The sequence below is a fragment of the Pseudoxanthomonas sp. PXM03 genome, assembly GCF_014852005.1.
GTDB lineage: Bacteria > Pseudomonadota > Gammaproteobacteria > Xanthomonadales > Xanthomonadaceae > Pseudoxanthomonas_A.
This window is the reverse complement of sequence record NZ_JACVAU010000005.1, coordinates 63787-87158: the sequence shown is the minus strand read 5'-3', so window position 1 is coordinate 87158 and position 23372 is coordinate 63787. Positions and strand designations below refer to the sequence as shown.

22 protein-coding genes are annotated in these 23372 nt (G+C 67.8%); 14 read left to right on the top strand and 8 right to left on the bottom strand.

Annotated elements, in window-relative coordinates; translation table 11 throughout:
* Positions 1 to 229 precede the first annotated feature (229 nt).
* The 6 genes from rpmH to IB223_RS17635 all read left to right on the top strand — a co-directional run bounded on the left by rpmH (position 230) and on the right by IB223_RS17635 (position 6033).
* Positions 230 to 370, top strand: a complete 141-nt coding sequence (rpmH, locus tag IB223_RS17660; protein ID WP_013536759.1) for a 50S ribosomal protein L34 — start codon at positions 230 to 232, stop codon at positions 368 to 370.
* Positions 371 to 457: 87 nt separating this feature from the next.
* A complete protein-coding gene (gene rnpA / locus IB223_RS17655) occupies positions 458 to 898 on the top strand; it encodes a ribonuclease P protein component (RefSeq protein ID WP_192203078.1) in 441 nt (146 codons plus the stop codon).
* Between the two features lie 13 nt (positions 899 to 911).
* A complete protein-coding gene (gene yidC / locus IB223_RS17650; RefSeq protein WP_192203076.1) occupies positions 912 to 2630 on the top strand; it encodes a membrane protein insertase YidC in 1719 nt (572 codons plus the stop codon).
* Between the two features lie 88 nt (positions 2631 to 2718).
* Positions 2719 to 4059 (top strand): tRNA uridine-5-carboxymethylaminomethyl(34) synthesis GTPase MnmE, encoded by a 1341-nt coding sequence (gene mnmE / locus IB223_RS17645; protein ID WP_192203074.1) that lies wholly within the window; start codon positions 2719 to 2721, stop codon positions 4057 to 4059.
* Between the two features lie 238 nt (positions 4060 to 4297).
* Positions 4298 to 5284: an energy transducer TonB gene (locus tag IB223_RS17640; RefSeq protein WP_192203072.1), complete on the top strand. Its 987-nt coding sequence runs from the start codon at positions 4298 to 4300 to the stop codon at positions 5282 to 5284.
* A gap of 203 nt (positions 5285 to 5487) precedes the next feature.
* Entirely contained in the window at positions 5488 to 6033 is a 546-nt protein-coding gene (locus tag IB223_RS17635; protein ID WP_192203070.1) for a porin family protein, read from the top strand.
* A 75-nt stretch (positions 6034 to 6108) separates the two neighbouring features.
* Here IB223_RS17635 and IB223_RS17630 read toward each other — a convergent pair whose 3' ends face one another.
* The 4 genes from IB223_RS17630 to IB223_RS17615 form a co-directional block, all read right to left on the bottom strand.
* Positions 6109 to 7290 carry an ABC transporter permease gene (locus tag IB223_RS17630; protein WP_192203069.1) on the bottom strand — a complete coding sequence of 394 codons (1182 nt, stop codon included), beginning with the start codon at positions 7288 to 7290 and terminating at the stop codon, positions 6109 to 6111.
* Entirely contained in the window at positions 7287 to 8033 is a 747-nt protein-coding gene (locus IB223_RS17625) for an ATP-binding cassette domain-containing protein (RefSeq protein WP_192203068.1), read from the bottom strand. Before IB223_RS17625 ends, IB223_RS17630 begins: the two co-directional genes overlap by 4 nt.
* A gap of 43 nt (positions 8034 to 8076) precedes the next feature.
* Positions 8077 to 9585: an alpha/beta fold hydrolase gene (locus tag IB223_RS17620; RefSeq protein WP_192203066.1), complete on the bottom strand. Its 1509-nt coding sequence runs from the start codon at positions 9583 to 9585 to the stop codon at positions 8077 to 8079.
* Positions 9586 to 9693: 108 nt separating this feature from the next.
* Positions 9694 to 10446: a ferredoxin--NADP reductase gene (locus tag IB223_RS17615; protein WP_192203065.1), complete on the bottom strand. Its 753-nt coding sequence runs from the start codon at positions 10444 to 10446 to the stop codon at positions 9694 to 9696.
* Between the two features lie 99 nt (positions 10447 to 10545).
* On the opposite strand from IB223_RS17615, the gene IB223_RS17610 reads away from it, so the two are divergent.
* The 4 genes from IB223_RS17610 (at position 10546) to IB223_RS17595 (ending at position 13836) form a co-directional block, all read left to right on the top strand.
* On the top strand, positions 10546 to 11517 hold the full coding sequence (locus IB223_RS17610; RefSeq protein WP_192203063.1) for an ABC transporter ATP-binding protein: 972 nt from the start codon (positions 10546 to 10548) through the stop codon (positions 11515 to 11517).
* Positions 11514 to 12323, top strand: coding sequence for an ABC transporter permease (locus tag IB223_RS17605; RefSeq protein ID WP_192203062.1), 810 nt, complete (start codon positions 11514 to 11516; stop codon positions 12321 to 12323). The genes IB223_RS17610 and IB223_RS17605 overlap by 4 nt, the downstream gene beginning before the upstream one ends.
* Positions 12323 to 13252 (top strand): 2-dehydropantoate 2-reductase, encoded by a 930-nt coding sequence (panE, locus tag IB223_RS17600; protein ID WP_192203060.1) that lies wholly within the window; start codon positions 12323 to 12325, stop codon positions 13250 to 13252. The genes IB223_RS17605 and panE overlap by 1 nt, the downstream gene beginning before the upstream one ends.
* A 68-nt stretch (positions 13253 to 13320) precedes the next feature.
* Positions 13321 to 13836 (top strand): hypothetical protein, encoded by a 516-nt coding sequence (locus tag IB223_RS17595; RefSeq protein ID WP_192203059.1) that lies wholly within the window; start codon positions 13321 to 13323, stop codon positions 13834 to 13836.
* A 4-nt stretch (positions 13837 to 13840) separates the two neighbouring features.
* Here the strand turns inward: IB223_RS17595 and IB223_RS17590 are convergent, their stop codons facing one another.
* Positions 13841 to 15808, bottom strand: coding sequence for a winged helix-turn-helix domain-containing protein (locus IB223_RS17590; protein WP_192203058.1), 1968 nt, complete (start codon positions 15806 to 15808; stop codon positions 13841 to 13843).
* Positions 15809 to 15991: 183 nt separating this feature from the next.
* Between IB223_RS17590 and IB223_RS17585 the strand changes: the two genes are divergently transcribed.
* Both IB223_RS17585 and IB223_RS17580 read left to right on the top strand, forming a co-directional pair.
* Positions 15992 to 16318: a hypothetical protein gene (locus IB223_RS17585; protein ID WP_192203057.1), complete on the top strand. Its 327-nt coding sequence runs from the start codon at positions 15992 to 15994 to the stop codon at positions 16316 to 16318.
* Between the two features lie 98 nt (positions 16319 to 16416).
* A complete protein-coding gene (locus IB223_RS17580; protein ID WP_192203056.1) occupies positions 16417 to 17670 on the top strand; it encodes a vanadium-dependent haloperoxidase in 1254 nt (417 codons plus the stop codon).
* A 28-nt stretch (positions 17671 to 17698) separates the two neighbouring features.
* On the opposite strand, the gene IB223_RS17575 is transcribed toward IB223_RS17580, so the two are convergent.
* Complete coding sequence (locus IB223_RS17575; RefSeq protein WP_192203055.1) at positions 17699 to 18508, bottom strand: TatD family hydrolase; 810 nt, start codon at positions 18506 to 18508, stop codon at positions 17699 to 17701.
* Positions 18509 to 18714: 206 nt separating this feature from the next.
* Between IB223_RS17575 and hrpB the strand changes: the two genes are divergently transcribed.
* Both hrpB and IB223_RS17565 read left to right on the top strand, forming a co-directional pair.
* Positions 18715 to 21312: an ATP-dependent helicase HrpB gene (gene hrpB / locus IB223_RS17570; protein WP_192203054.1), complete on the top strand. Its 2598-nt coding sequence runs from the start codon at positions 18715 to 18717 to the stop codon at positions 21310 to 21312.
* Positions 21313 to 21411: 99 nt separating this feature from the next.
* Positions 21412 to 21795 (top strand): hypothetical protein, encoded by a 384-nt coding sequence (locus IB223_RS17565; RefSeq protein ID WP_225591191.1) that lies wholly within the window; start codon positions 21412 to 21414, stop codon positions 21793 to 21795.
* A gap of 67 nt (positions 21796 to 21862) precedes the next feature.
* Here IB223_RS17565 and IB223_RS17560 read toward each other — a convergent pair whose 3' ends face one another.
* On the bottom strand, positions 21863 to 22399 hold the full coding sequence (locus IB223_RS17560; protein WP_192203052.1) for a pseudouridine synthase: 537 nt from the start codon (positions 22397 to 22399) through the stop codon (positions 21863 to 21865).
* A gap of 60 nt (positions 22400 to 22459) precedes the next feature.
* Positions 22460 to 23326: a class I SAM-dependent methyltransferase gene (locus IB223_RS17555; protein WP_192203051.1), complete on the bottom strand. Its 867-nt coding sequence runs from the start codon at positions 23324 to 23326 to the stop codon at positions 22460 to 22462.
* Between the last annotated feature and the right edge of the window lie 46 nt (positions 23327 to 23372).

The following is a 23372-nucleotide window of genomic DNA, read 5'->3' as shown; positions in this document are numbered from 1 at the left end:
GCGTTGCCGGAGGCAGCACGGGGCGGAGTCAATGGGGTCAGCCAGACTACCACCGGCGTCGGGACCCGCCAACGATCCTGTGCATAAGATGTGGATGAAGCGCGTGAACGGCACCGTGTTTAGCCCGTTGCGAAGGACCATCGTGTCGAAAGCACAGGGGAGTTGACCGTAAGCCGGTGGTTCCTATAGAATTTCCGGTTCTTTCCACCCGAACACGCCCGAGGGCCCCATGGCCACCAAGCGCACTTACCAACCCAGCAACCTGAAGCGCAAGCGCGACCATGGTTTTCGTGCCCGCATGAAGACCGCCGACGGCCGCAAGATCCTGGCCCGTCGTCGTGCCAAGGGCCGCAAGCGCCTGACCGCCTGATGGCTTGGCCGCACATCGCGGCCATGCATCCATGCGTTCACTGCATCACCAGGAGCCCGCCCGGTCACGAGCGGGCTTCTTGCTGAGATGAGCACCACTTTCCCGCGCGCAGCGCGCGTCCGCGCGCAAGCAGACTATGCGCGCGTGTTCGATCAGGCGCGCCGCACCTCCGATCCGATGCTGAGCCTGCACTGGCTGCCGGGCGAGGGGCCCGTACGCCTGGGGTTGGCGGTATCGCGCAAGGTCGATACGCGCGCCGTCATGCGAAACCGGATCAAGCGCCAGTTGCGCGAACACTTCCGTCGTCTGCGCGCGGGCCTTCCCGGCGGCGACTATGTGGTGGTCGCGCGCGCGCCGGCTGCCAAGGCGGATGCAGGCCAGCTGCGGGCGACCTTCGAACGTGTCCTCGTGCGTGCCGGCGCATTGCCGCCACCGGCACCGGGCGGCACAATGCCGCCGGGCTTGAATTCCCCTTCGCCGCCACCCACTCCTTCTTCTTCGACCAAACCGGTTTCCGACGCCGGTTGAGACTGCCTGCCTGATGAACCAGACCCGTGTATTCCTGATCTTCGCCTGGCTGATGGTGGCGACCTTGTTGTGGATGCAGTGGGGCCAGCAGAAGGCGGCCCCGGTGGCGCCCGCTGCGGCCTCGCTCGCGACGGCAGCGCCTGCCGGCAGCACCGTGCCGACCGCGACCCCCAGTACCGGCACCGCACCCAATGCCAGCGGGACCGTGCCGACGGCGCCGATGGTGCCCGCCACGCCCGCGACGGCGGCGAAGACATCGACGGCTGCACGGGTGACGGTGTCCACGGACGTGCTGCGCCTGGTCGTGGACGGGGGCAGCGTGCTGCAGGCAGACCTGCTGCATTACCCGCAGAGCAAGGCGCCGGGCAGTGGTCCGGTCCGCCTCATGAGCGAAGACCCCCAGCATTTCTACGTGGCCGAAAGCGGCTGGGTCAGCGGGCAGTCGAAGGCGCCCGACCACCATGCGTTCGTGCCCGAGAACGGTGCCGGCGATGTCGCGCTCGCCCAGGGCGCCGACAGTGTCCGCGTGGCGTTCCTCTGGCAGGGCCCGGACGGCGTGAGCATCCGCCGCACCTACACCTTCAAGCGCGCCAGCTATGAGGTGGAAGTACGCGACGAGGTCGTCAACGCGGGCACCGGCACCTGGCAGGGCACGGTCTACCGTCAGCTGCTGCGCGCACCGCCGGAGGTCAAGAGCGGGATGACCAATCCGGAGTCCTTCAGCTTCAGCGGCGCCACCTGGTGGGATGGCGGCTACCAGCGCCGCAAGTTCAACGAGGATTATCTGGAAGACGGTCGCGTCGACGCGCAGGTGAAGGGTGGCTGGATCGCGATCCTGCAGCACCACTTCTTCACGGCATGGATTCCGCACACCGACGACACCACCACCATCTCGCTCGACAACCCGAATGGCGGCGCGCGCGCGTTGATCCGCGAGATGGGGCCGGGTGTGAATGTCGGCCCGGGCCAGCAGGCCACCACGACTGCCCGCTTGTGGGTAGGTCCGAAGCTGGTCGACAAGATCCATGCAATCAACGCGCCCGGCATCGACCGCGTGGTCGACTACAGCCAGTTCGCGATCCTCGCGCTGCTGGGCCAGGGCCTGTTCTGGGTGCTGAATTTCCTGCATGGCTTCATCGGCAACTGGGGCTGGTCGATCATCGGCCTGGTGATCCTGGTGAAGCTGGCGCTGTACCCGCTGTCGGCCGCGCAGTACAAGAGCTTCGCCAAGATGCGCAAGTTCCAGCCACGCATCCAGCAGTTGAAGGAACGCTACGGCGACGACAAGCAGAAGTTCCAGGTCGCCATGATGGAGCTGTACAAGAAGGAGAAGATCAATCCGATGGGCGGCTGCCTGCCGATCCTCGTGCAGATGCCGGTGTTCCTGGCGCTGTACTGGGTGCTGGTGGAAACCGTCGAACTGCGCCAAGCGCCCTGGTTCGCGTGGATCCAGGACCTGACCGCGCGCGATCCGTACTTCATCCTGCCGGTGCTCAACATGCTGGTGATGTGGCTGACGCAGAAGCTGACGCCGGCGCCGGGCATGGACCCGATGCAGCAGAAGATGATGCAGTTCATGCCGCTGGTGTTCGGCGTGATGATGGCCTTCTTCCCGTCCGGCCTGGTGTTGTACTGGGTCACCAACGGCGCGCTGGGCCTGCTGCAGCAGTGGTGGATGACCAAGCGCCACGGCGAGTCGGCCACGCCACCGAAGGCCGCGACGGCGAAATAATTGCCGCCCACCGCTGCGCCGCGAAGCCCGCCCTCCGGCGGGCTTCGTGTTTCCGCTACGCTGAAAGCTCACCCGCCGGCATTTCCCCATGAACAATGCACAGGACACCATCGTCGCCATTGCCAGCGCTCCGGGCGCGGGCGGTGTCGGCATCGTGCGTCTGTCCGGGCCCGTCGCGCAGGCCATCGCGAAGAACATCTGCACGTGTACGCTGACTCCCCGGCATGCACACTACGTGCGTTTCCTCGATGAAGAACGCCGCGTCATCGACGACGGCATCGCGCTTTCGTTTCCTGCTCCCGCCAGTTTCACCGGGGAGGACGTGGTCGAACTGCAGGCGCACGGCAGTCCCGTCGTGCTGCAGCAACTGGTGGCGCGCGCATGCGCACTGGGCGCGCGCATGGCACGGCCGGGCGAGTTCTCCGAACGCGCGTTCCTCAACCACAAGCTCGACCTTGCCCAAGCCGAAGCCATCGCCGACCTGATTGCCGCCGCGGATACCCGCGCGGCGCGCGCGGCCCGGCGCTCGCTCGACGGCGTGTTCTCCACGCGCGTCGACGGCATTGGTCAGTCGCTGCTGGCCTTGCGCGTGCATGTGGAAGCCGCGATCGACTTCGCCGACGAATCGATCGACACGCTCGGAGGCGAGCAAGTGCGCGCGCGTCTGGCGGATACCCGCGATTCGCTTGCCGGTCTGATCGCCGATGCGGAGCGCGGGCGCAAGCTGCGCGACGGCATGCACGCCGTCATCGTCGGTCCGCCGAATGCGGGCAAGAGCTCGCTGCTCAATGCACTGGCGGGCAGTGAGCGGGCCATCGTCACCGACGTGGCGGGCACCACGCGCGATACCTTGCGCGAAACCATCCGGCTGGATGGCCTGGAACTGCATCTGGTGGATACCGCAGGCCTCCGGGATGGCGGCGACGCGATCGAACGCGAGGGCATGCGGCGCGCGCGCGCGGAGCTCACGCGCGCCGATGTCGCGCTGGCGGTGGTCGATGCGCGCGATCCCGACGCCGGCCGCAGTGCGATCGCCGACAGCATCGCCGGCGTGCCCACGGTGCTCTGGATCCACAACAAGGCCGACCTGCTGACCGACGTGCCTGCGGATGACCACGCCAGCGTGCATGTCTCCGCCGCGACGGGCGCCGGCCTGGCGCGCCTTCACGAGCGCCTGCGCGCGCTGGCCGGAGAGCCGGCTGCCGCGGGAGGCGAAGGCGAGTTCTCGGCGCGTGCCCGCCATGTGGAAGCACTGCATCGCGCCTCCCTCCATGCGGCGTCCGCAGCGGAGCAACTGCGGTACGAACACCTGGAACTGGCGGCCGAGGAACTGCGGCTCGCCCATGACGCGCTGGGCGAAATCACCGGCCGCCTCAGCGCGGACGACATGCTGGGGCACATCTTCTCCACGTTCTGCATCGGCAAGTGACGCGCCTCCGTCCGGGTCTGGCCAAAACTGTGACGCACGTCAAGTGTCGATGATGATGAGGCGACGTACCCTGACCACCGGGTAGGGGTACCCGGAAGGCATCGCGCCGTTTCCCGCCTGACCAAGTGTCGGCGTGCGGCGACGGGCCCACGTTGACAACCAACGTCCGATCCCGCGTCCTATGCGGGTCGGGGCTGTGTCGCCATCATTAGAAACGCACTTGGGGGAGTAGAAACTGATGTCCTTGATCAAAACGACCGGGCGCCTGCGTTACATCGCGCCGTTGCTGCTGATCGTCGCGGTGGCGGCGTGCTCGAAGAAGGAAGAACCCGCCGCGCCTGCCGCCGGTGCGGCTGCCACGCCCGCCGCACCGCCGCCGCCGGCCGTGTCTGCCGAGGTCCAGGCCATGAACGCCGATGCCCTGCGTGACGCCGCCACCAAGGCGCTGCGCGAGAACCGGATCTACGCGCCGGGTGGCGACAATGCGATGGAGTACTACCTCGCCCTGCGCGACAAACTGCCGAACGATCCCGGTGTCAGCAGCGCGCTGACCGACCTGATGCCGTACACGCTGATCGCCGCCGAGCAGAGCATCGCGCGCGAAGAATTCACGGAGGCCCAGCGCCTGTCCGCCATCATCGAAAAGGCCGACCCCAAGGCACCGGCGCTGCCGCGCCTGCAGCAGAGCATTGCCGCCGCGCAACAGGCAGTGGCCGAGCGCGCGGTCACCGACGATGCCAAGACCAAGGCTGACGATGAGGCGCGCCAGAAGGAACAGCAGCGCCTGGCCCAGCAGGCCGAGCAGCAACGCGCCAGCGAGGCGGCGGCGGCACAGCAACTGGCGCAGCAGCAGGAAGCGGCCCGCGCCGAGGCCGCCCGCCAGGAAGCCGAACGCCAGGCAGCCGCCCAGCGTGAAGCCGCGGAACGTCAGGCAGCCGCGACCCGTGCCGCGGTTCCCGCCGCTGCGCCGGCGCAATCGCTGCGTGCAGTCAGCACGCCGGCACCGCGCTATCCGCCTGAAGCCCTGCGCTCGGGCACCAGCGGTGAAGTGCTGGTGGAAATCACCGTGGGCACAGACGGATCGGTAACCAACGCGCGGGTGGTGCGTGCCACCCCAGCGCGCGTCTTCGACCGCGAAGCGCTCAACGCAGTGCGACGCTGGCGCTTCGAACCGCTGGATGCGCCGGTCACCACGCGCCGCACGATTGGTTTCAGCCCCGGCTGATCCACGCTTCGGCGAGAAGAGAGAAGAGCCGGCCATGCGCCGGCTCTTTCTTTTTGTGAGACGAATGGTGATGCGAAGTGGGCCGCGCGCGCGACGCAGCGATTGAATGTGATGTGATCGCACGCAGTAGACAATCGTCTTCCCGGTGCTTAATGTGCGCCGCCCGCATGGCGGGCAACACATCACACTCAAGGAAGGATTCCATGAAGCACGTTCTTTTTCCCTGCGCACTGTTCCTCGCAACCCTGTCCGCGCCGACCATGGCCACCGAAGCCGGCCAGTGGTACGGCCGCTTCGAGATCGGCCACAGCGACCTCAAGCTGAGCGTCGATGGCCTCAGCGCCGACGACACCGATACGGCCTATGGCCTGCGCGTGGGCCACTACTTCCACCCCAGCTTCGCCGTGGAAGGTTTCTATTCCATCCTGGGTGATCGCTCGCTGGAAGGCGTGTCGTTCGACATGGATGCAGTGGGCATGGGCGTGGTGGGCAAGAAGAACTTCGGTGCCGACGACACCGGCTTCTTCATCGCCGGACGTGCGGGTGCACAGAGCGTCAATACCAAGCTCAGCGTGGATGGCCTTCGCCTGCGCGAACGGTCGACCAAACCCTACGTGGGCGTTGGCGTGGGCTACGACTTCGATCACCACAACGGTCTCAGCCTGAACTACGACTACAACAAGGCCGACCTGTTCAATGCCGATGTGAAGGCACAGACGCTGACGCTGGGTTACGAATACCGCTTCTGAAGCAGCCCGAAGCGCGCATGGAAAACGGCCACCCGAAGGTGGCCGTTCTCTTCTGAAGCATCGACACGGCAGGAACTACCCGGCGACGGCGAGCTTCTCCTGGTGGTACCTGCGCACGGCGGCGAACCACAACAGTGCAGCCACGCCGAACGCCGCAGCGATGTAGATGGTCCACGTCTGCGGACCGATGTACTCGTTGCGGATGACCTTCAGCAGCAACTGGTTCTGTGCCAGGAACGGCACGGCGAACTGCCACGGCTGGCTCTTCAGCGGGTTCGCCATCAGCGCGAACGTCGGGATCATCGGCAGCAGCATCAGCCAGGTCATGTGACTCTGTGCCTCCTTCATGCTCTTGGCCGACGCCGCGAGATAGGTGAGCAGCGAGGTGCCGATGAACAGCATCGGCAGCAGGATCAGCAGCATCTTGCCCATCGACAGGAACGACACATTCAACTGGCGGCCCAGCGAGCCGGCGAACTGCGCGCTGAACTTGAACGCCAGCAACGTCAGCAGCAAGGTGGTCAGGCCGATCACGCACGCCGCCGCGATCTTGCCGCTCACCACCGCACTGCGTGGTGCCGGCGTGGCCAACAACGGCTCCAACGACTGCCGCTCGCGCTCGCCGGCCGTTGCGTCGAGGATCAGGTAAGCGCCACCGATGAAGGACGTCAGGATCAGCAGGTAGGGCAACAGCACCGACAGCAGCATGCCCTGCTTGGCCTCGGGCGTGGCCAGGTCCTGCATGCCGACGTTCACCGGCCGCGCGACGGACGCATCGACGCCACGTGCCAGCAGACGCAGTGCGCCGACCTGCTGGCTGTAGGCCGAGAGCGCGGCATTGACGCGCTGGGTGGGAATGTCCGCGTCACGACGCGTGCTGTCGCGGATGATCTCCACCAGCGCGGGACGACCGTTGCGCCAGTCCTCCGCATAGCCGGGGCTGATGCGCAACGCGACATCGATCTCCTGCGTGCGGATCGCGGCATCGAGGTTGGCCGGCGCCTTCGCCGCCGTGATGCCGTTGGTGGCGAGGAACTTCACCAGGTTCGGTGCATGTTCGGCGCCCACCATCGGAATCTCCAGCGTCTTGTCGACCTGGGTGCGGATGCGGTTTTCGGTCAGGTAACCCATGCCCAGCATCAGTGCCGGATAGAGCAGCGGCCCCAGGAACAGTGCCAGCGCCAGCGTGCGGCGGTCACGGGAAAGGTCGCGCAATTCCTTGCGCATCACGGTGAAGACTGTGCGGAACATGTTCATGCCAGCAGGCCCTCTTCCGAACCGATCACTTTGACGAACGCATCCTCCAGGTTGTCCTCGCCTGCCTGTGCACGCAGCTCGTCGGCGGTGCCGGCGGCGACCACCGTGCCCTTGGCGATGATGACGATGCGGTCACACAGCGCCGCGACCTCCTGCATGATGTGGCTGGAGAAGATCACGCAACGGCCCTCTTCGCGCAGCTGGCGCAGGAAGCCACGCATCGCGCGCGTGGTCATCACGTCCAGGCCGTTGGTGGGCTCGTCGAGGATGACGTTGCGCGGATCGTGCACGAGTGCGCGTGCGATGGCGGTCTTCGTCCGCTGGCCCTGGCTGAAGCCTTCGGTCTGGCGGTCGAGGATGTCGCCCATGTCCAGCGCGTCGGACAGTGCCTTCGTGCGCTCGGCGATCTGCTTCGATGACAGCCCGTGCAGTTCGCCGAAGTAGGCGATGTTCTCGCGCGCGGTCAGGCGCTTGTACACGCCGCGCGCGTCCGGCAGAACGCCGAGCGCGCGCCGTACCGCGACAGGATCGCGCGCGGTATCGATGCCGTCCACGGTGACCTGCCCGCGATCAGGCGTCATCAACGTGTAGAGCATGCGCATGGTGGTGGTCTTGCCGGCGCCGTTGGGGCCGAGCAGGCCGGTGATCTGGCCGTCGTGGGCGGTGAAGCTGACGCCGTCCACGGCGGTGACCGTGCCGGTCTTGGTCTTGAAGGATTTGTGCAGGTCGTTGGCGATGATCATTCGGTCATGTCCATTGAAGAAGGGCGGGCGCGCAGGGCGCGACTCACGGTTCCCAGCCGTTGAAGCTGGTGAAAGGCGGTACGTAGTCGAGGCTGTCGAGGCACTTCGCGTCCAGGTCCTTGGCGCTCGCGGTCTCCAGGAAGCGGCCGAGGAGCTTGGGCATGCAGCCGACGGCGAACGTGCCGTGGCCCTGACCCTTCAATACCAGGTGGCGTCCATTCGACAGCGTGCGCAGCACCTGGTCGCCGTAGCGCGGCGGCGTGACCGGATCCAGCTCGCCGGAGGTCAGCAGTGTCGGAATGTCGGACGTCCACGCGGTGTGGAAGTCGGCCGGCCGCTTGCCCGTTGGCCACGCACCGCACTGCGTCTTCAGGGTGTCGCCCAGCAGGCTGCCAAGCACCGTGTCGGCGTCGCCGGGGTCGGCCTTCAGCAGGTCGGCGTCCTCGGCGCAGATCACCGACAGCTGCATGCCGTGCATGAACTGGTCGCCGACCTGCGTTTCCAGCAGCTTGGACAGCGACATCAACGAGCCGTAGCGGCCCTGCTGTGCTTCGTTCAACACCAGTGGCAGCAGTGCGGTGCCCTGCGGGAAGTAGGAGTACATGCGCGTGATGCCGGCGACGGTGCCTGCGGTGACTTCGCCAGTGACCAGTTCGCCGGTCGAGGGGTCGCGATACTCGGTGTTCACTGGTGCGGCCGCCAGCCGCGTCATCAGCGTGCGCAGCTGCCCGCGCAGGTCATCGCCGAAACGGTCCCTGCACGTCTGCGTGGCCTGGCAGCGCTGGAACTGCAGCGCCAGCGCCGCATCCAGGTTGCGCGCGTGCTCGCTGCCCAGTACCAGCTCGTTCGGCACCACGCCGTCGATCACCACGCTGCGCGTGCTGTCCGGATGGCGCATGGCGTACTGCTGCGCCACGCGCGTGCCGTAGGAGCCGCCGACCAGGTTGATCTTCGCCGCGCCCAGCGCCTTGCGCACGCTGTCCAGGTCGCGCACGGCATCGGTGGTGGTGTAGAAGCGCGGATCGGCCTGCAGCGACGCGGCGCAGTCGCGTGCGAATGCGACCGCGGCGGCCTCGCTGAGGTCCTCCGCATCGCTGTAGGCATTGCGGCCCTTGTCGTCCTTGCACGACAGCGGGTTCGACTTGCCGGTGCCGCGCTGGTCGACAAGCACGATATGGCGCGACTTGCGTACCTCGCGGAAGGCGGCGTCGATGGCGGGCCAGACCTGCACTGCGGCCTGTCCGGGGCCACCGGCCAGGAAGAACACCGGATCGTCGGTGGCGGCCCCCTCATTGGTCGCCGGCAGCCACGCGATGTTGAGCGCAACCTTGCGGCCCGCGGGCTTGGCCGGGTCTTCGGCCACGTTGAAGGTCGCGCACTGCGCCTCCACCGTGGTGGTCAGGTAGGGCGCCGTCAGCGTGCAGGGCTTGAAGGCGATATCGCCGTAGTGGCGCACGGCTTGCTGGTCGGGGCTGGTAGCGGTGCCCTGGCAGCCTGCCAGCAGCAGGACGCCCAGGGCCGGCGCGAGGGATCTACGAAGAGTGGAGTCCATGCATCTGTTCCGTTGTAGGCGGGTTCCAGCATGCCATGACGGTGCAGCGCGGCGGATGTGACCGGACAAGTGCGGGCGCGATAGCGGAAGGTCGCTGCCCGGCAGGGACTACTTGCTGCTGACGTACTTCTCGCGGCGTATCTGGGGAATCGGCAGGCCGCAGGTCTTCAGCGCCTCGAAGCAGGCGTCCACCATGTCCGGGTTGCCGCACAGGTAGGCGATGTCGCGCGCCGGATCCGGCGCGAACTCCGCCAGGTGCTGCTGCACATAACCCTGGCGCACGTCAGGGTGCGGATGGGACGGCAGTTCACGCGAGAGGCAGGGCACGAAGCGGAAGCCGGGATGCGCATCGGCGAACGCACGGAACTCGTCGCCGTACAGCAGTTCGGTGGGCGTGCGCGCGCCTTGCAGCAGTACGACCTCCACCCCGCGTTCGGACATCAGCGCAGCCAGCTGCGGCAGCATCGAGCGATACGGCGTCACGCCGGTACCGGTGGCGATCAGCAGGTAGCGCGCGTTGTGGTCGCCCGGCATCAGGCAGAAACGGCCGAAGGGCCCGCTTGCCTCGACGTGGCCGCCTTCCGGCAGGCCCTCGAACAAGGCGGTTGCGGCACCACCGGGGACATAACTGACCGCGATCTCCACCGCTTCGCCCGGGCCCATCGCATGGTCGTGGATGGTGGCCAGCGAATAGCTGCGCTTGGTCGCCGTGCCGTCGGCGTAGGTGAAGTGCACCTGGATGAACTGGCCGGGGATGAAATCCAGCGGCTGCCCGTCGTCGCGGACGAAGCTGTAGTGGCCCACGCTGGGCGCCAGCATGCGGCGTCCGACGAGCTTCAACGGGAAATGCACGATCGCCAAGGCGGCTGGAACACTGTGTGGCCCGGGGCGGCCCCGGCGGGACGCCTATAATAAGCGCTCGCATCCCCCGGGCGCCTTCGCGGCGCCACAAGGTATCCCATGGCGTCCGCAACAACGGCTCCGGCGGCGGCTCCCGCGCTGGCCATCACCGACCTGCGCAAGGTCTACGACACCGGCGTACAGGCCCTCAAGGGCGTGTCGCTGCAGGTCGAGCCCGGCGACTTCTTCGCGCTGCTCGGCCCCAACGGTGCGGGCAAGTCCACCCTCATCGGCATCGTCAGTTCGCTGGTCAACAAGACCAGCGGGCAGGTCGGGGTGTTCGGTGTGGACCTGGACCGCGACCGCGACGGCGCGATGCGCCTGCTGGGCCTGGTGCCGCAGGAGATCAACTTCAACATGTTCGAGAAGCCGCTCGACATCTGCGTGAACTACGCGGGCTTCTACGGCATCCCGCGCGCCGAGGCGTTGGTGCGGGCCGAAGAGGAACTCAAGCGCGCGCAGCTGTGGGAGAAAGCCAACGTCATGAGCCGCACGCTGTCCGGTGGCATGAAGCGCCGGCTGATGATCGCCCGCGCCATGATGACCCGGCCCAAGCTGTTGATCCTCGACGAGCCGACCGCCGGCGTCGACATCGAGATCCGCCGCGGCATGTGGAAGACGCTGAAGGACATCAACGAAGCCGGCACCACGATCATCCTGACCACGCATTACCTGGAAGAGGCCGAGAGCCTCTGCCGCAACCTGGCCATCATCGACCGTGGCGTGATCGTCGAACAGGGGCCGATGCGCGCATTGCTGGCCAAGCTGGACGTGGAGGGCTTCCTGTTCGACATCGACGGCGAGCTGCCGGCGCAGTTGCCGGTGATCGAAGGCACCACGCTGTCCGCCACCGACAGCCACACCCTGGACCTGGACATGCCGCGCGCGATGGACCTCAACCGCGTCTTCACCGCGCTGGGCGATGCGGGCATCCGCGTGCGCTCCATGCGCACCAAGAGCAACCGGCTGGAAGAGTTGTTCGTGCGCCTGACCGGCGACGAGGCCGCCGCCAAGCGGGAGCAGGCCGCATGAGCACCCTCACTCCGAAGGAAACCGCCCAGACCACGCCGCTGCAGAAGAACTTCGTCGCGCTGGGCACCATCGTGCGCCGCGAAGTGAACCGCATCCTGCGCATCTGGGGCCAGACCCTGGTGCCGCCGGCCATCACCATGACGCTGTACTTCCTGATCTTCGGCGGCCTGATCGGCTCGAAGATCGGCGACATGGGCGGCTACACCTACATGGAGTTCATCGTGCCGGGCCTGGTGATGATGAGCATCATCCAGAACAGCTACGGCAACATCAGCTCCAGTTTCTTCGGCGCCAAGTTCGGCCGTCACGTGGAAGAGCTGCTGGTCAGCCCGATGCCGAACTGGGTGATCCTACTCGGCTACGTGGCCGGCGCGGTGCTGCGCGGCCTGATGGTGGGCGCCATCGTGCTGGTCATCGCGATGTTCTTCACCAAAGTCCGCGTGCCGCACCCGCTGGTGACCATCACCACCGTGCTGCTGGGTGCGACGATCTTCTCGCTGGCCGGCTTCGTCAATGCGGCGTATGCGAAGAAGTTCGATGACATCGCCATCGTGCCGACCTTCATCCTCACCCCGCTCACCTACCTGGGTGGCGTGTTCTATTCGGTGACCCTGCTGCCGCCGTGGGCCGAAGCGCTCACGCATGCCAACCCGATCTTCTACATGGTCAACGCGTTCCGCTACGGCCTGCTCGGCACCAGCGACGTGCCGCTGTGGGTGGCGTATGCGCTGATGATCGGGTTCGTCGTCGCGCTGGCATCGCTGGGCCTGTGGCTGTTGAAGAAGGGCGTGGGGCTGCGCAGCTGATGCGCGTGCTCGTGCTCGGCGCCGGCGGTACAGGCGGCTACTTCGGCGGTCGGCTGGCGCAAGCGGGCGTCGATGTCGGTTTCCTCGTCCGTCCCGCGCGCGCGGCCCTGTTGCGGGAACGCGGCCTGCGCATCCGCAGCCCGCTTGGTGATGCCGATCTGCCCGTGCAGGTGCTGACGGCGGACGAACTGCCCCACGCCACACCGTTCGACCTGGTGCTGCTGAGCTGCAAGGCCTACGATCTGGACAGCGCGATGGACGCCATCGCGCCGGCGGTCGAGGCAGGTGCCCGCGTGCTGCCGCTGCTCAACGGCCTGCGCCATTACGAAGCCCTGGATGCGCGCTTCGGTTTCCCGAACGTCCTCGGCGGCCTCTGCTTCATCAGCGCCACGCTGGGTGGCGAAGGCGAGATCCTGCATCTCGGCAAGCCGGCATCGATGACGTTCGGCGAACGCGAAGGCCAGTCGCCCGATGCGCGCCTGCAGGCGCTGGCCGCCGCCTGCGCGCAGGCCAGCATCGACCATCAGCACACGCCGGACATCGCACAGGCGCAATGGGTGAAGTACAGCTTCCTTGCCGCGCTCGCGGCGGGAACCTGCCTGATGCGCGCGCCGATCGGCACGATCATGGCGGTCGAGGGCGGCAAGGAGTTCATGGCCGCCCTGCATGCCGAATGCGTCGCGGTCGCAGCCGCCAGCGCCCATCCGATCCCCGACCCGGCGCATGCCGGCGCGCGCGAGACGTTGACGATGCCGGGCTCACCGATGAAGGCGTCGATGCTGCGCGACCTGGAGGCGGGCCAGCGCGTCGAAGCCGCGCACATCGTCGGCGACATGGTCCATCGCGCGGCCGCGCACGGCATCGCCACGCCCCACCTGCAGGCCGCCTGGGCGCACCTGCAGGCCTACGAGGCACAGCGCGCGGCCTGAGCTGCGGGCTTCACGCCGCGCTGACGGCGCCTGCCTCCATCCTGCGCCACCTTTCCGGTGGCGCTGCCATGAAGCACTTGCAGAAACTCTTCCTTGCCGGCCACCTGGCCATCATCGCCCTGTTCTTCTTCGCCGCCGCCGCGCTGGTCGTGCTGGCGGCCAGCGAGTTGTGGCATGGCGTGGTCATGGCGGGTGGAGACGCCGGCCTGCGCGACCGTTTCGACCGCATCCTGGAGAGCATCGGCATGCTGACCATCGGGTTGGTCGCGCTGGAACTGGCGCAGACGGTGTTCGAGGAAGAGGTGCAGCGTGACGTCAAGGTCAGCGGACCCACGCGCGTGCGCCGTTACCTGTCGCGCTTCCTCGTGGTCATCGTCATCGCGCTATCGATAGAAACACTGGTGGCCACGTTCGAGCTGATGCACGAGGACGCGCGCCAGCTTCCGTACGTCATCGCGATAGGCGGCTCGGCGGCATTGCTGCTGGTGGCGTGGGGCGTGTTCGTCCGCCTCAACCGCAGCGCCGAGGAACTGGAGCCCGAGGCGATGGAGCAGGCCAAGTCGGAAGACCGCAAGGTCGACTGACGCCTCATTCGCACACCGCGCCGTCGCCCTGCGCACGGCACTGTGTCGGGAATCCGTGCGCCCGCCAGTAGGCGAGGATGCCGTTGTCGCGCAGGAACCGCTGGAACGCGGGATCGCGCCGCAGGTAGGCCAGGTCCTTCGTCCACAGCAGCAGGTCCCAGGTGGAATAGCCCCGTTGGCGTACCTGGTTGAGGTCGTCGATCAGAGAAGCAGCGTTTGCGGGCGCGTCGGGTGCCAGTACGCGCGAGAAGTTGCCCATGCCGGTGGTTTTTTCGTACGCATCGATTTCGGTGATGGCGCGCGGCCATCGGGAAGGATCGATCAAGGCCTCCGACGTAGCGATGTATCCGGGCGCGAGCTGCTTCGCATACGCATCGGGGTGGTTTGATCCGTCGATGTCCACCTTCGCGATCCGCAACGCGCTCGCGTAGTCCTTGCGCCAGACGGCATTGAACCAGCGCGCATAGGCCGCGTAGGCGGGAAGGGGCTCCAGCAGGCGGTGCGCCTCGTCGTGCCGTCCCTGGGTATCCAGCACGCGTGCCAGCATGAAGCCGCCGTTGCGGCCCAGGGGATCGCGCGCCTGCAGGTCGCGTGCCCTGGCTTCCGCACGATCGAGGTAACCCAGCCGGGCCAGCGAGAGCGTCATGCCATAGGCCATCTCCGCGTTGCTGGGGTTCACGCGCAACGCGCGCTCCTGCAGTGCCAGGCAGCGCTCCCACTCGTCGGCGATGCAGGCATTGGCGGCGAGCACGAAGTACGGCTCGGCGAGGGTCGCGTCAAGGTGTTGGGCCAGTGTCGCTTCGCGGATGGCTTCCTCGCGCAGGGTGGCCGCCAGCGTGGGTCGCCGTTGCGCGCGAATCTCAAGCGCCAGGGCGAGCCCGGCATGGGCGCGGGCATCGTCCGGGCGCTCGCGAAGCAGCACGCGGAACTCCCGCTCCGCACGCTCGGTCGATGTCTCGGGCGGCAGGTCGCGCAGGCTGACCAGCGCGCGTGCCATGTGATAGCGACGCAGAAATTCGGCATCGCCGCTGCGCGAAGGCGGGGTGGTCAGCCCCAGGCGGAGGGCGAGCGAACCTGCAACCGTCTCGGCGATCTCCCGTTGCAGCAACAGCACTTCCGAGGCGTCGCGATCGAAATCCTTCGTCCACAACGCGCCGCCGCCGCGCGCGTCGACCAGGCGCAACCGCACACGCAGGGATTGGCCGGCCTGCTGCAGGTTGCCTTCCAGCGCATGGGTGATGCCGAGCCGTTGCACCAGCGTCGCCGGGTCGGCCGAAGCATCGGTGGCAAGTTGGGTGGAATCGCGCGCGATCACGCGCAGTCCTTGCACTTGCGCCAGGCTGCAGATCAGTTCCTCACCCAGGCCGTCGGCGATGATCCGCACGCTGTCGCCCTCGCCGATCGGCTTCAAGGGCATGACCACCAGCGTGGGTGGCGCGGCAGCAGCGGCTACCTTCGGTGGGGACGGGTCAAGGTGCACGGCGTTCGCCGTCGAGCGGGTCGACCACCACCAGGCCGCGCCGACCGCACCCGCCGCGACGAGCAGCACGGCGTACCAGAGCACGGCAGGCGCGGTGCGGCGGCGCGCATCCGTGTTCGCGTCCGCATGCACCTCGGCTGCGGCTCCGGCAGGCTCGGTTGTCGGCGGCCCGGCGATGACCGGCATGTCGAAGCGGTAGCCCACGCCATGCAGGGTGTGCAGCAGCCGGGGATGGTGCGCGTCTTCGCCCAGTGCGTGGCGCAGCAGGGTCACGATGCGGTTCAGCACGCCGGGGGTGATGTGCCGGTGGCCCCAGACGGCGTCGAGGATCTCATCGCGGGTGAAGACGCGACCGGGATCGCCGACCAGCAGCGCCAGCACGCCGAACGCCTTCGGCTCCAGCGCCTGCTCTTCGCCCGCACGCCACAGGCGTCGGCCGGCCAGGTCGATCGTGGTGTCGCCGAAGTGCAGTGCGTGGTCGGGCGAGGACATGGCGGAGCAGCATCCCCGGGGTCGGTCTTCCTTCAACGCAGCGCGCGTGGCCGGTCGGCCTAAGCATTCCCCAAGGTTTCGCGGGGTATCTCCGCGCCCGCCTCAGCGTTTCCTCAAGACCGGTGGTCCCGAGGGGGCGGACGCTGGTGGCCGACGCCCGACGTCCGGGCCGAGGAGAACGCCATGAACCCGTACGCCCCCATCGTCGCGCTGGTCGTCCTGTCCGTCGCCACACCGTCCATTGCCGGGCCTGCGGGCGCCGACGAGACGATCGCGCCGCGCATCGTGATCGACTGCGCCCACCCGCGCCTGCCGCCACAGCACGAGGTCGGGGCCCTGCTGGGCCAGCACAACGCCAGCCAGGTCTATGCCAGCCGCGCCGCGCTGATGGGCGAGGCACGCCGTGCCTGCCGCCGCCAGGGTGCGCGCCCGCAGCGCGTGGTCTTCGAACGTGCCCCGTCCCGTCCGTCGGACGCGCGCCGCATGGCCGACAACCGGCGCAGCGAATGATGCGCCGGCCAGCATGCCCGTGCCGGACAGGCATCCTCCGGCATGGACTGATTGCCGCCCTGCAGGGCGGCCCTCCACCAACACGAAGGAAGTCCATCATGAACCTGATCTCCACCGCGACCCGCCGCTTCACCGTCCGTCGGCGGCGCTTCGTCCTGCTCATCGCGGCCCTCGCGCCCGGCCTGGCCCAGGCCGACGCCGTCATCGACTGGAACACCACCGCCTGGCAGACCGCGACCGCGGCAGGCGCGCCGCCGATCCAGACGCGCGTCAATGCGATCACCCACCTGGCGATCCACGACGCGCTGAACTCGATCGAGTTGCGTTATGAACCCTATGCGGGCGCACATCCCGCCGCGCGCGGTGCCTCGCCGGAGGCGGCGGTGGCCACCGCCGCCTACATGACGCTGTCGATCACGGTGCCTTCGCAGGCGGCCGCACTGGAGACGACATACGACACCTACCTGGCCGGGCTCACGTGCCCGTCCGCATTTCCCGGTTGCGTGAGCGACGGCATCGCCGTCGGTTCGGCCGCCGCCGCCGCGATCCTCGCGCTACGCGCGAACGATGGCGCGGCAACGCCGCATGCGCCGTACTCGGCGCCGCCGTTGCCGGGTGTGTACCAGCCCACCGCGCCCAATTTCGCGCCGCCGCAGTTCGGCAACTGGGGCAAGGTGAAACCGTTCGCGCTGAACCACGTCACCCAGTTCCGCGCGGGTCCGTCACCCCTGCTGAACCTGCGCAGCGGCACCTACCGGCGCGAGTACCAGGAGGTGATGGCGGTCGGCAGCGCCGCGGTGCGCGCTGCGCCGCAGAACGTGGATTCATACGAAAGCCGCGCTGCGCGCTACTGGGCCGGCGGAGGTGCCAACGCCAATGCCATCGCCCAGCAGGTCGTTGCCGGCCGCGGCCTGGACCTGTGGCAGCACGCGCGCCTGTTCGCGCTGATGAACATGGCACAGGCCGATGCATCCTTCGGTGTGTTCAACGGCAAGTACCACTACAAGTTCTGGCGCCCGATCACCGCGATCCATGCGGCCGGCAACCCGCAGTGGATGTCGTACCTCGCATCGCCGCCCTATCCGGACTATGCCAGCGGCCTGTCGGCGCTCACCGCGAGCGCGATGGAGGTGCTGCGACGCCTGCTGGGCACGGATGCCTTGCCGTACACATATACGGCCGCCGGCATCGAACGCCATTTCGACACGCTGTCGCAGGCCGAACACGAGGCGGCGATGTCGCGCGTGTATGCCGGCATCCACTTCCGCACGGCATGCATGGACGGCCTTAAGCAGGGCAACAAGATCGGCAACTACGTGACCCGCCACTACCTGCGGCCACGCCGGCGCTGACGCGGGGACGTCATCCGGGGCGTCCCCGTCAGGTGGCGTCCCGGCCCGCCGGGGGCAACCGGAAGAACGCACGCGCGGTCGCCGTTGTCGCCACAGCCGTGACCTCGATGTCCTCGCCGCGGTCGCGTGCCAGCTCGGCAACGATATGGGCCAGGTACATCGGCTCGTTGCGACGGTGCGAGGGTTGCGGCTTCACCGTGCGCGGCAGCAGGTAGGGCGCGTCGGTCTCGATCATCAGCCGGTTCGCCGGGATGTTCTTCACCAGTTCGCGCAGGTGCAGGCCGCGGCGTTCGTCGCACAGCCAGCCGGTGATGCCGATATGCCAGTCCTGGTCCAGGCAGTCGAACAGTTCCTTCTTCGTGCCGGTGAAGCAGTGCACCACGGCCGGGCCGAGCCTGCCGTCGAAGTTCTTCATCATCGCCACGAAGTCGTCGTGCGCGTCTCGCTGGTGCAGGAACAAGGGTTTGCCGGTATCCACGGCGATCTGCAACTGGCGCTCGAATGCCTTGCGCTGGGCCGGACGCGGCGAGAAATCGCGGAAATAGTCCAGCCCGCATTCGCCCACGGCGACGACCTCGGCATGCGCCAGCAGCGCGCGCATCTCGGCATCGCATTCGTCGGTGTATTCGGTGGCGTGGTGCGGATGCACGCCGGCGGTGGCGAACAGTTCCCCGGGATGCGCCTGTGCCAGCCGCAATGCCATCGGCGAATGCTCGCGGCTCGCGCCCGTGACGACCTGCTGGACCACCCCGGCCTCGCGCGCGCGCTGCAGCACCGCGTTGCGGTCGTGGTCGAAGCTGTCGTGGGTCAGGTTGGCGCCGATATCGATGAGATCCATGGCGGCCATTTTAGTCGTTGGATCAGGCTGTTGTAGGAGCGACGTGAGTCGCGACCGGAAGAAAAGAGGGTCCGGACGGCCGAGCTCACAAGAAGAGGGTCGTTTGGTAGCGTCGTGGCTGACCCCGTTGTGAGTGTGCAAAACCGTGCGGTCGCGACTCACGTCGCTCCTACAGTGGGACCGCATGCGTTTATCCTTTGCGCCGCATGCCGTCGCCCACGTTCCCGATCACCCCGCTGCTGCCGGACATCGTCCGCAGCCTGTCCGACCACCCGCGCCTTGTGCTGGAGGCGCCACCCGGCGCCGGCAAGACCACGCAGGTGCCGCTGGCGTTGCTGGACCAGCCCTGGCTGCAAGGGAAGAAGATCGTGATGCTGGAGCCGCGCCGCGTGGCCGCGCGCGCGGCAGCCGGCTTCATGGCGAAGCAGCGGGGTGAGGCCGTCGGCGACACGGTCGGTTACCGCATCCGGTTCGAGAACAAGGTCGGACCGAAGACCCGCGTCGAAGTCGTCACCGAGGGCATCCTGACCCGGATGATCCAGGATGACCCGATGCTGGAGGGAGTCGGCGCGATCCTCTTCGACGAGTTCCACGAACGCCACCTCGCCGGCGACCTGGGCCTGGCGCTGGCGCTGGACGTGCAGGCGCAGCTGCGCGAGGACCTGCGCATCGTGGTCATGTCCGCCACGCTCGATGGCGAGAAGCTCGCGCGGTTCCTCGACGCGCCGCGTCTGAGCAGCGAGGGTCGCGGTCATCCCGTCCACGTCGCGCACTTCGCCGCCCGCCGGGACGAGACGATCGAGGTGCAGGCGCGCCGAGCGATCGAACAGGCCCTGCAAACGCATCCCGGCGACGTGCTGGTGTTCTTGCCGGGACAGCGCGAGATCGCGCGCGTGGAGGCGATGTTGAGCCCCTCTCCCGCCGGGAGAGGGGTTGGGGAGAGGGAGCACGAAGGACGCGATGCTGCCGGCAACATGGCTCCGCTCGCCCCTCATCCGCCCTCCGGGCACCTTCTCCCGAGGGGAGAAGGGAAAGAAAATTTCATGGTGCTGGCATTGCATGGCGAACTGCCGGTGGAGAAACAATCCGAAGCCCTGCAACCCGATCCGCAGGGCCGCCGTCGCGTGGTGCTGGCCACCAATGTGGCCGAATCATCGGTGACGCTGCCGGGCGTGCGCGTGGTGGTCGACAGCGGACTGGCGCGCGAGCCGTCCTACGATCCGAACAGCGGCTTCTCGCGCCTGGAAGTGACCAGCATTTCGCAGGCGTCCGCCGATCAGCGCGCCGGTCGTGCCGGCCGCGTGGCCGAAGGCTGGGCCTACCGGCTGTGGCCGCCGTCGCAGCGGCTCGATCCGCAGCGCCGTCCGGAGATCGCGTTGGTCGAACTGGGCTCGTTGGCATTGGAACTGGCCGCCTGGGGCAGTGACGACCTGCGCTTCGTCGATGCACCGCCACCGGGCGCGCTGAATGCCGCGCGGGATCTGTTGGCGCGTCTTGGCGCGCTGAGCGCATCGCAGGCCATCACCCCGCTGGGCAAGCGCATGCTGGCACTGGGCACCCATCCGCGCCTGGCCGCGATGCTGCTGTCGGCGACGGGAGCCGAGGATCGCGCGCTGGCCGCCGATCTGGCCGCGCTCGTCGAGGCGCGCGATCCCTTGCGCATGGGTGGCGATGCCCTGGCCGCACGCTGGCGGGCGCTGGCGGCGTTCCGCATGGGGCGTGCGCCGCACGAGGCCCATCGCACCGGACTGGCTGCCATCGATGCCGCCGCGAAGCAGTGGCGCCGCCGCATCCGCGAAGACGCGCCGCCGCCCTCGTCCCTCGAAGCGCACCGTCTCGGCGATGTGCTCATGCATGCCTTTCCCGACCGCATCGGTACTCAGCATCCGCAGGATCCGCGTCGCTACCAACTGGCGAACGGGCGCACGGCGCGCCTGTTCGACGACAGCGCGCTGTTCGGCGAACCCTGGATCGTCGCCAGCGAACTGCGTTACGAAGCACGCGACGCCTTGATCCAGCGCGGCGCGCCCGTGGACGAGAAACGCCTGCGCACCGAGTTCGCCGACCGCTTCGTCACCGAGGACACCGTGCGCTGGGATGCGTCGCGTCGCGCGCTGGTGGCGCAACGCGAATCGCGCTTCGACCAGATCGTCTTCGATGCACGCCCGGCGGGACGCGTCGATCCCGCGCTCGCGGCGGCGGCATTGACGGACGCCGTGCGCGAACTGGGATTGGACGCGTTGCCCTGGCCTGAGTCGCTGCGGCAATGGCGCGAGCGCGTGCGCTGCCTGCGCGAGTGGATGCCGGAGCTGGGCCTTCCCGATGTTGGCGACGATGCGCTGATGGCCACGCTCGACGACTGGCTCAAGCCCGCATTCGCCGGCAAGACGCGGCTCGACGCGCTGGAAGAGGACGCGCTGGCGAATGCGCTGAAGTCAGGCATGGACTGGTCGCTGCGGCAGCGCATCGACCAACTGGCACCCGTACGCATCATCGTGCCGTCGGGCATGGAGCGCCGTATCGAGTACGCGCACGGCCACCCGCCGGTACTGGCGGTGAAGCTGCAGGAGCTGTTCGGCCTCGCCGACACCCCGCGCGTGGCGGATGGTCGCGTGCCGGTGCTGCTGCACCTGTTGTCGCCGGGCGGCAAACCGCTGCAGGTCACCTCGGACCTGCGCAACTTCTGGAACTCCACCTACGCCGAGGTGAAGAAGGAAATGAAAGGGCGGTATCCGAAACATCCGTGGCCGGATGATCCGTGGAGCGCGCAGGCGACCCATCGCGCAAAGCCTCGCGGCACCTGATCCGTTCAGCCGGGGGCCAGCCCGGCGGCGTAGTGCTAACGCGCCTTGAACATCCCTCCATGGACACTGATCCCGTTACCCACCTTCAGGGAAGGCATCATGAGCAAATTGACCACCATCACCGACCGCGCACTCGAACTGGCAAGCCAGGCGGGCACCAGCCTCAGGCACGCCGTGCCCAGTGCAGACAGGTTGCTGCAGACGGGAGCCGCGCTGGGCGTCGCCAGGACCGGCGGCAAGCTCGCGGTGAATTTCGTGCGGCGCAATCCTGCCGTCGCGGTGGCCACCGGCATTGGCGTGGGCCTGCTGGCGCTGGTCGCCTACCGCAAGCGCAAGCGCGACCAGGCCAATGCGCCGATCGAGGGCAAGTCGCGCCGCGTCGAAGCGCGCAAGGTCAACGGGGCTGGCAAGACCTCCACGGCGCGCAAGACCGGCACGCCGCGCAAACCCCGTAGCACCGCGTCTCATTCGGCGGAGAGCTGATCGACCCAGCGTGTTCCTGTGTCCGGTCCCGCACCGCTCCTACAGGGCGATGCGGTTCTCGCATGTCCTACACCTCGCGCCATTGGCCGGGCGCCAATCGGTCCAGCCGCACGTCTCCCATCGCAACGCGGACCAACCGCAACGTCGGCAAGCCTGCCGCCGCCGTCATGCGGCGAACCTGGCGGTTGCGACCTTCGGTGATCGTCACTGCCAGCCATGTGTCCGGTACCGATTTGCGGAAGCGCACGGGCGGATCCCGTGGCCACAAGGCCGGCGCGGGTTCGAGGCGCTCGATCCGTGCGGGCCGCGTGGGGCCATCGTTCAACACCACACCGCGGCGTAGCGCCTCCAGCTGCCCGTCAGCGGGCACCCCTTCCACCTGGACCCAATAGGTCTTCGGCTGCTTGTGGCGCGGATCGGTCAGCCGGTTCGCCAGCGTGCCGTCGTCGGTGAGCAGCAGCAAGCCTTCACTGTCGTAGTCCAGCCGCCCTGCGGCATACACGCCGGGCGGCAGGCCGAATTCCGCCAGCGTCCGCCGCGGCGGTTCGCTGCGATCGGTGAACTGGCAGAGCACGTTGAACGGCTTGTTGAACGCGATCAGCATGGAAGACCAGGGAACCGCGGCGTCACGCCCATGCGGGACGTGGCGCCGTCAGCGGCGAGATCAGGATTGCGGCTTCACGAACCGCAGCGTCATGCGGTCGCTCTCGCCGATCGCCTGGTACTTCGCGCGCTCCGCTTCCGGATGGTTGTTGGACGGCGGCAGGGTCCACACGCCGTTCGGATGGTCCTTGGTGTCCTTCGGGTTCGCGTTCACTTCGCTCTTCGCATCCAGGCGGAAGCCCGCCGCTGCCGCAAGCGCGATGACCTGCGCCTCGCTGACATAGCCGGAGTCGTCGTCCGCCGCCACGTCCTGGTTCGCGCGGTGTTCCACCACGCCCAGCACGCCGCCGGGCTTGAGCACGTCGAAGAAGCCCTTGAACATGCCCTCCGCCTGCTGCGCACTGCGCCAGTTGTGCACGTTGCGGAAGGTCAGCACGACATCGGCGGAGCCTGCGGTGCCGAATACCGGCGCGGCGGGGTTGTATTTCACCATCGTGGCCTTGTCGAACTGCGCGGGCCCGTCGGTGAACTTCTTCTGCAGGCCGTCCACGCCGCGCTGGTAGTAGTTGCGGCTCTTCTCGGCGACCGAGGCAGGATCAACCACGGCGGCGACATACTGGCCTCCCGCCTTCAGGTAGGGGCCGAGGATTTCCGCGTACCAACCGCCGCCGGGCGTGATCTCGACCACGATCTGCGTCGGCGTCACGCCGAAGAACGACAGGGTTTCCTTCGGGTGGCGATGGACGTCGCGCGCTGCATTCTTCGGGTCGCGCCATTCGCCCTTCAGCGCGGCGTCCAGCGCAACCGTATCGGCAGCGGACAGCGACTGTGTCGCATCGGCAGGCTTGGCCGGCGATGCAGCAAACAAGGGTTGCGAGGCAGCCAGCGCCGCCACGAGCGCCAGGGACAGCGGAATGCGAGTCGTCATGCGTGAGCCCTCCAGAAAGGTGCGCGGAGACTAGCACGCGGCATGT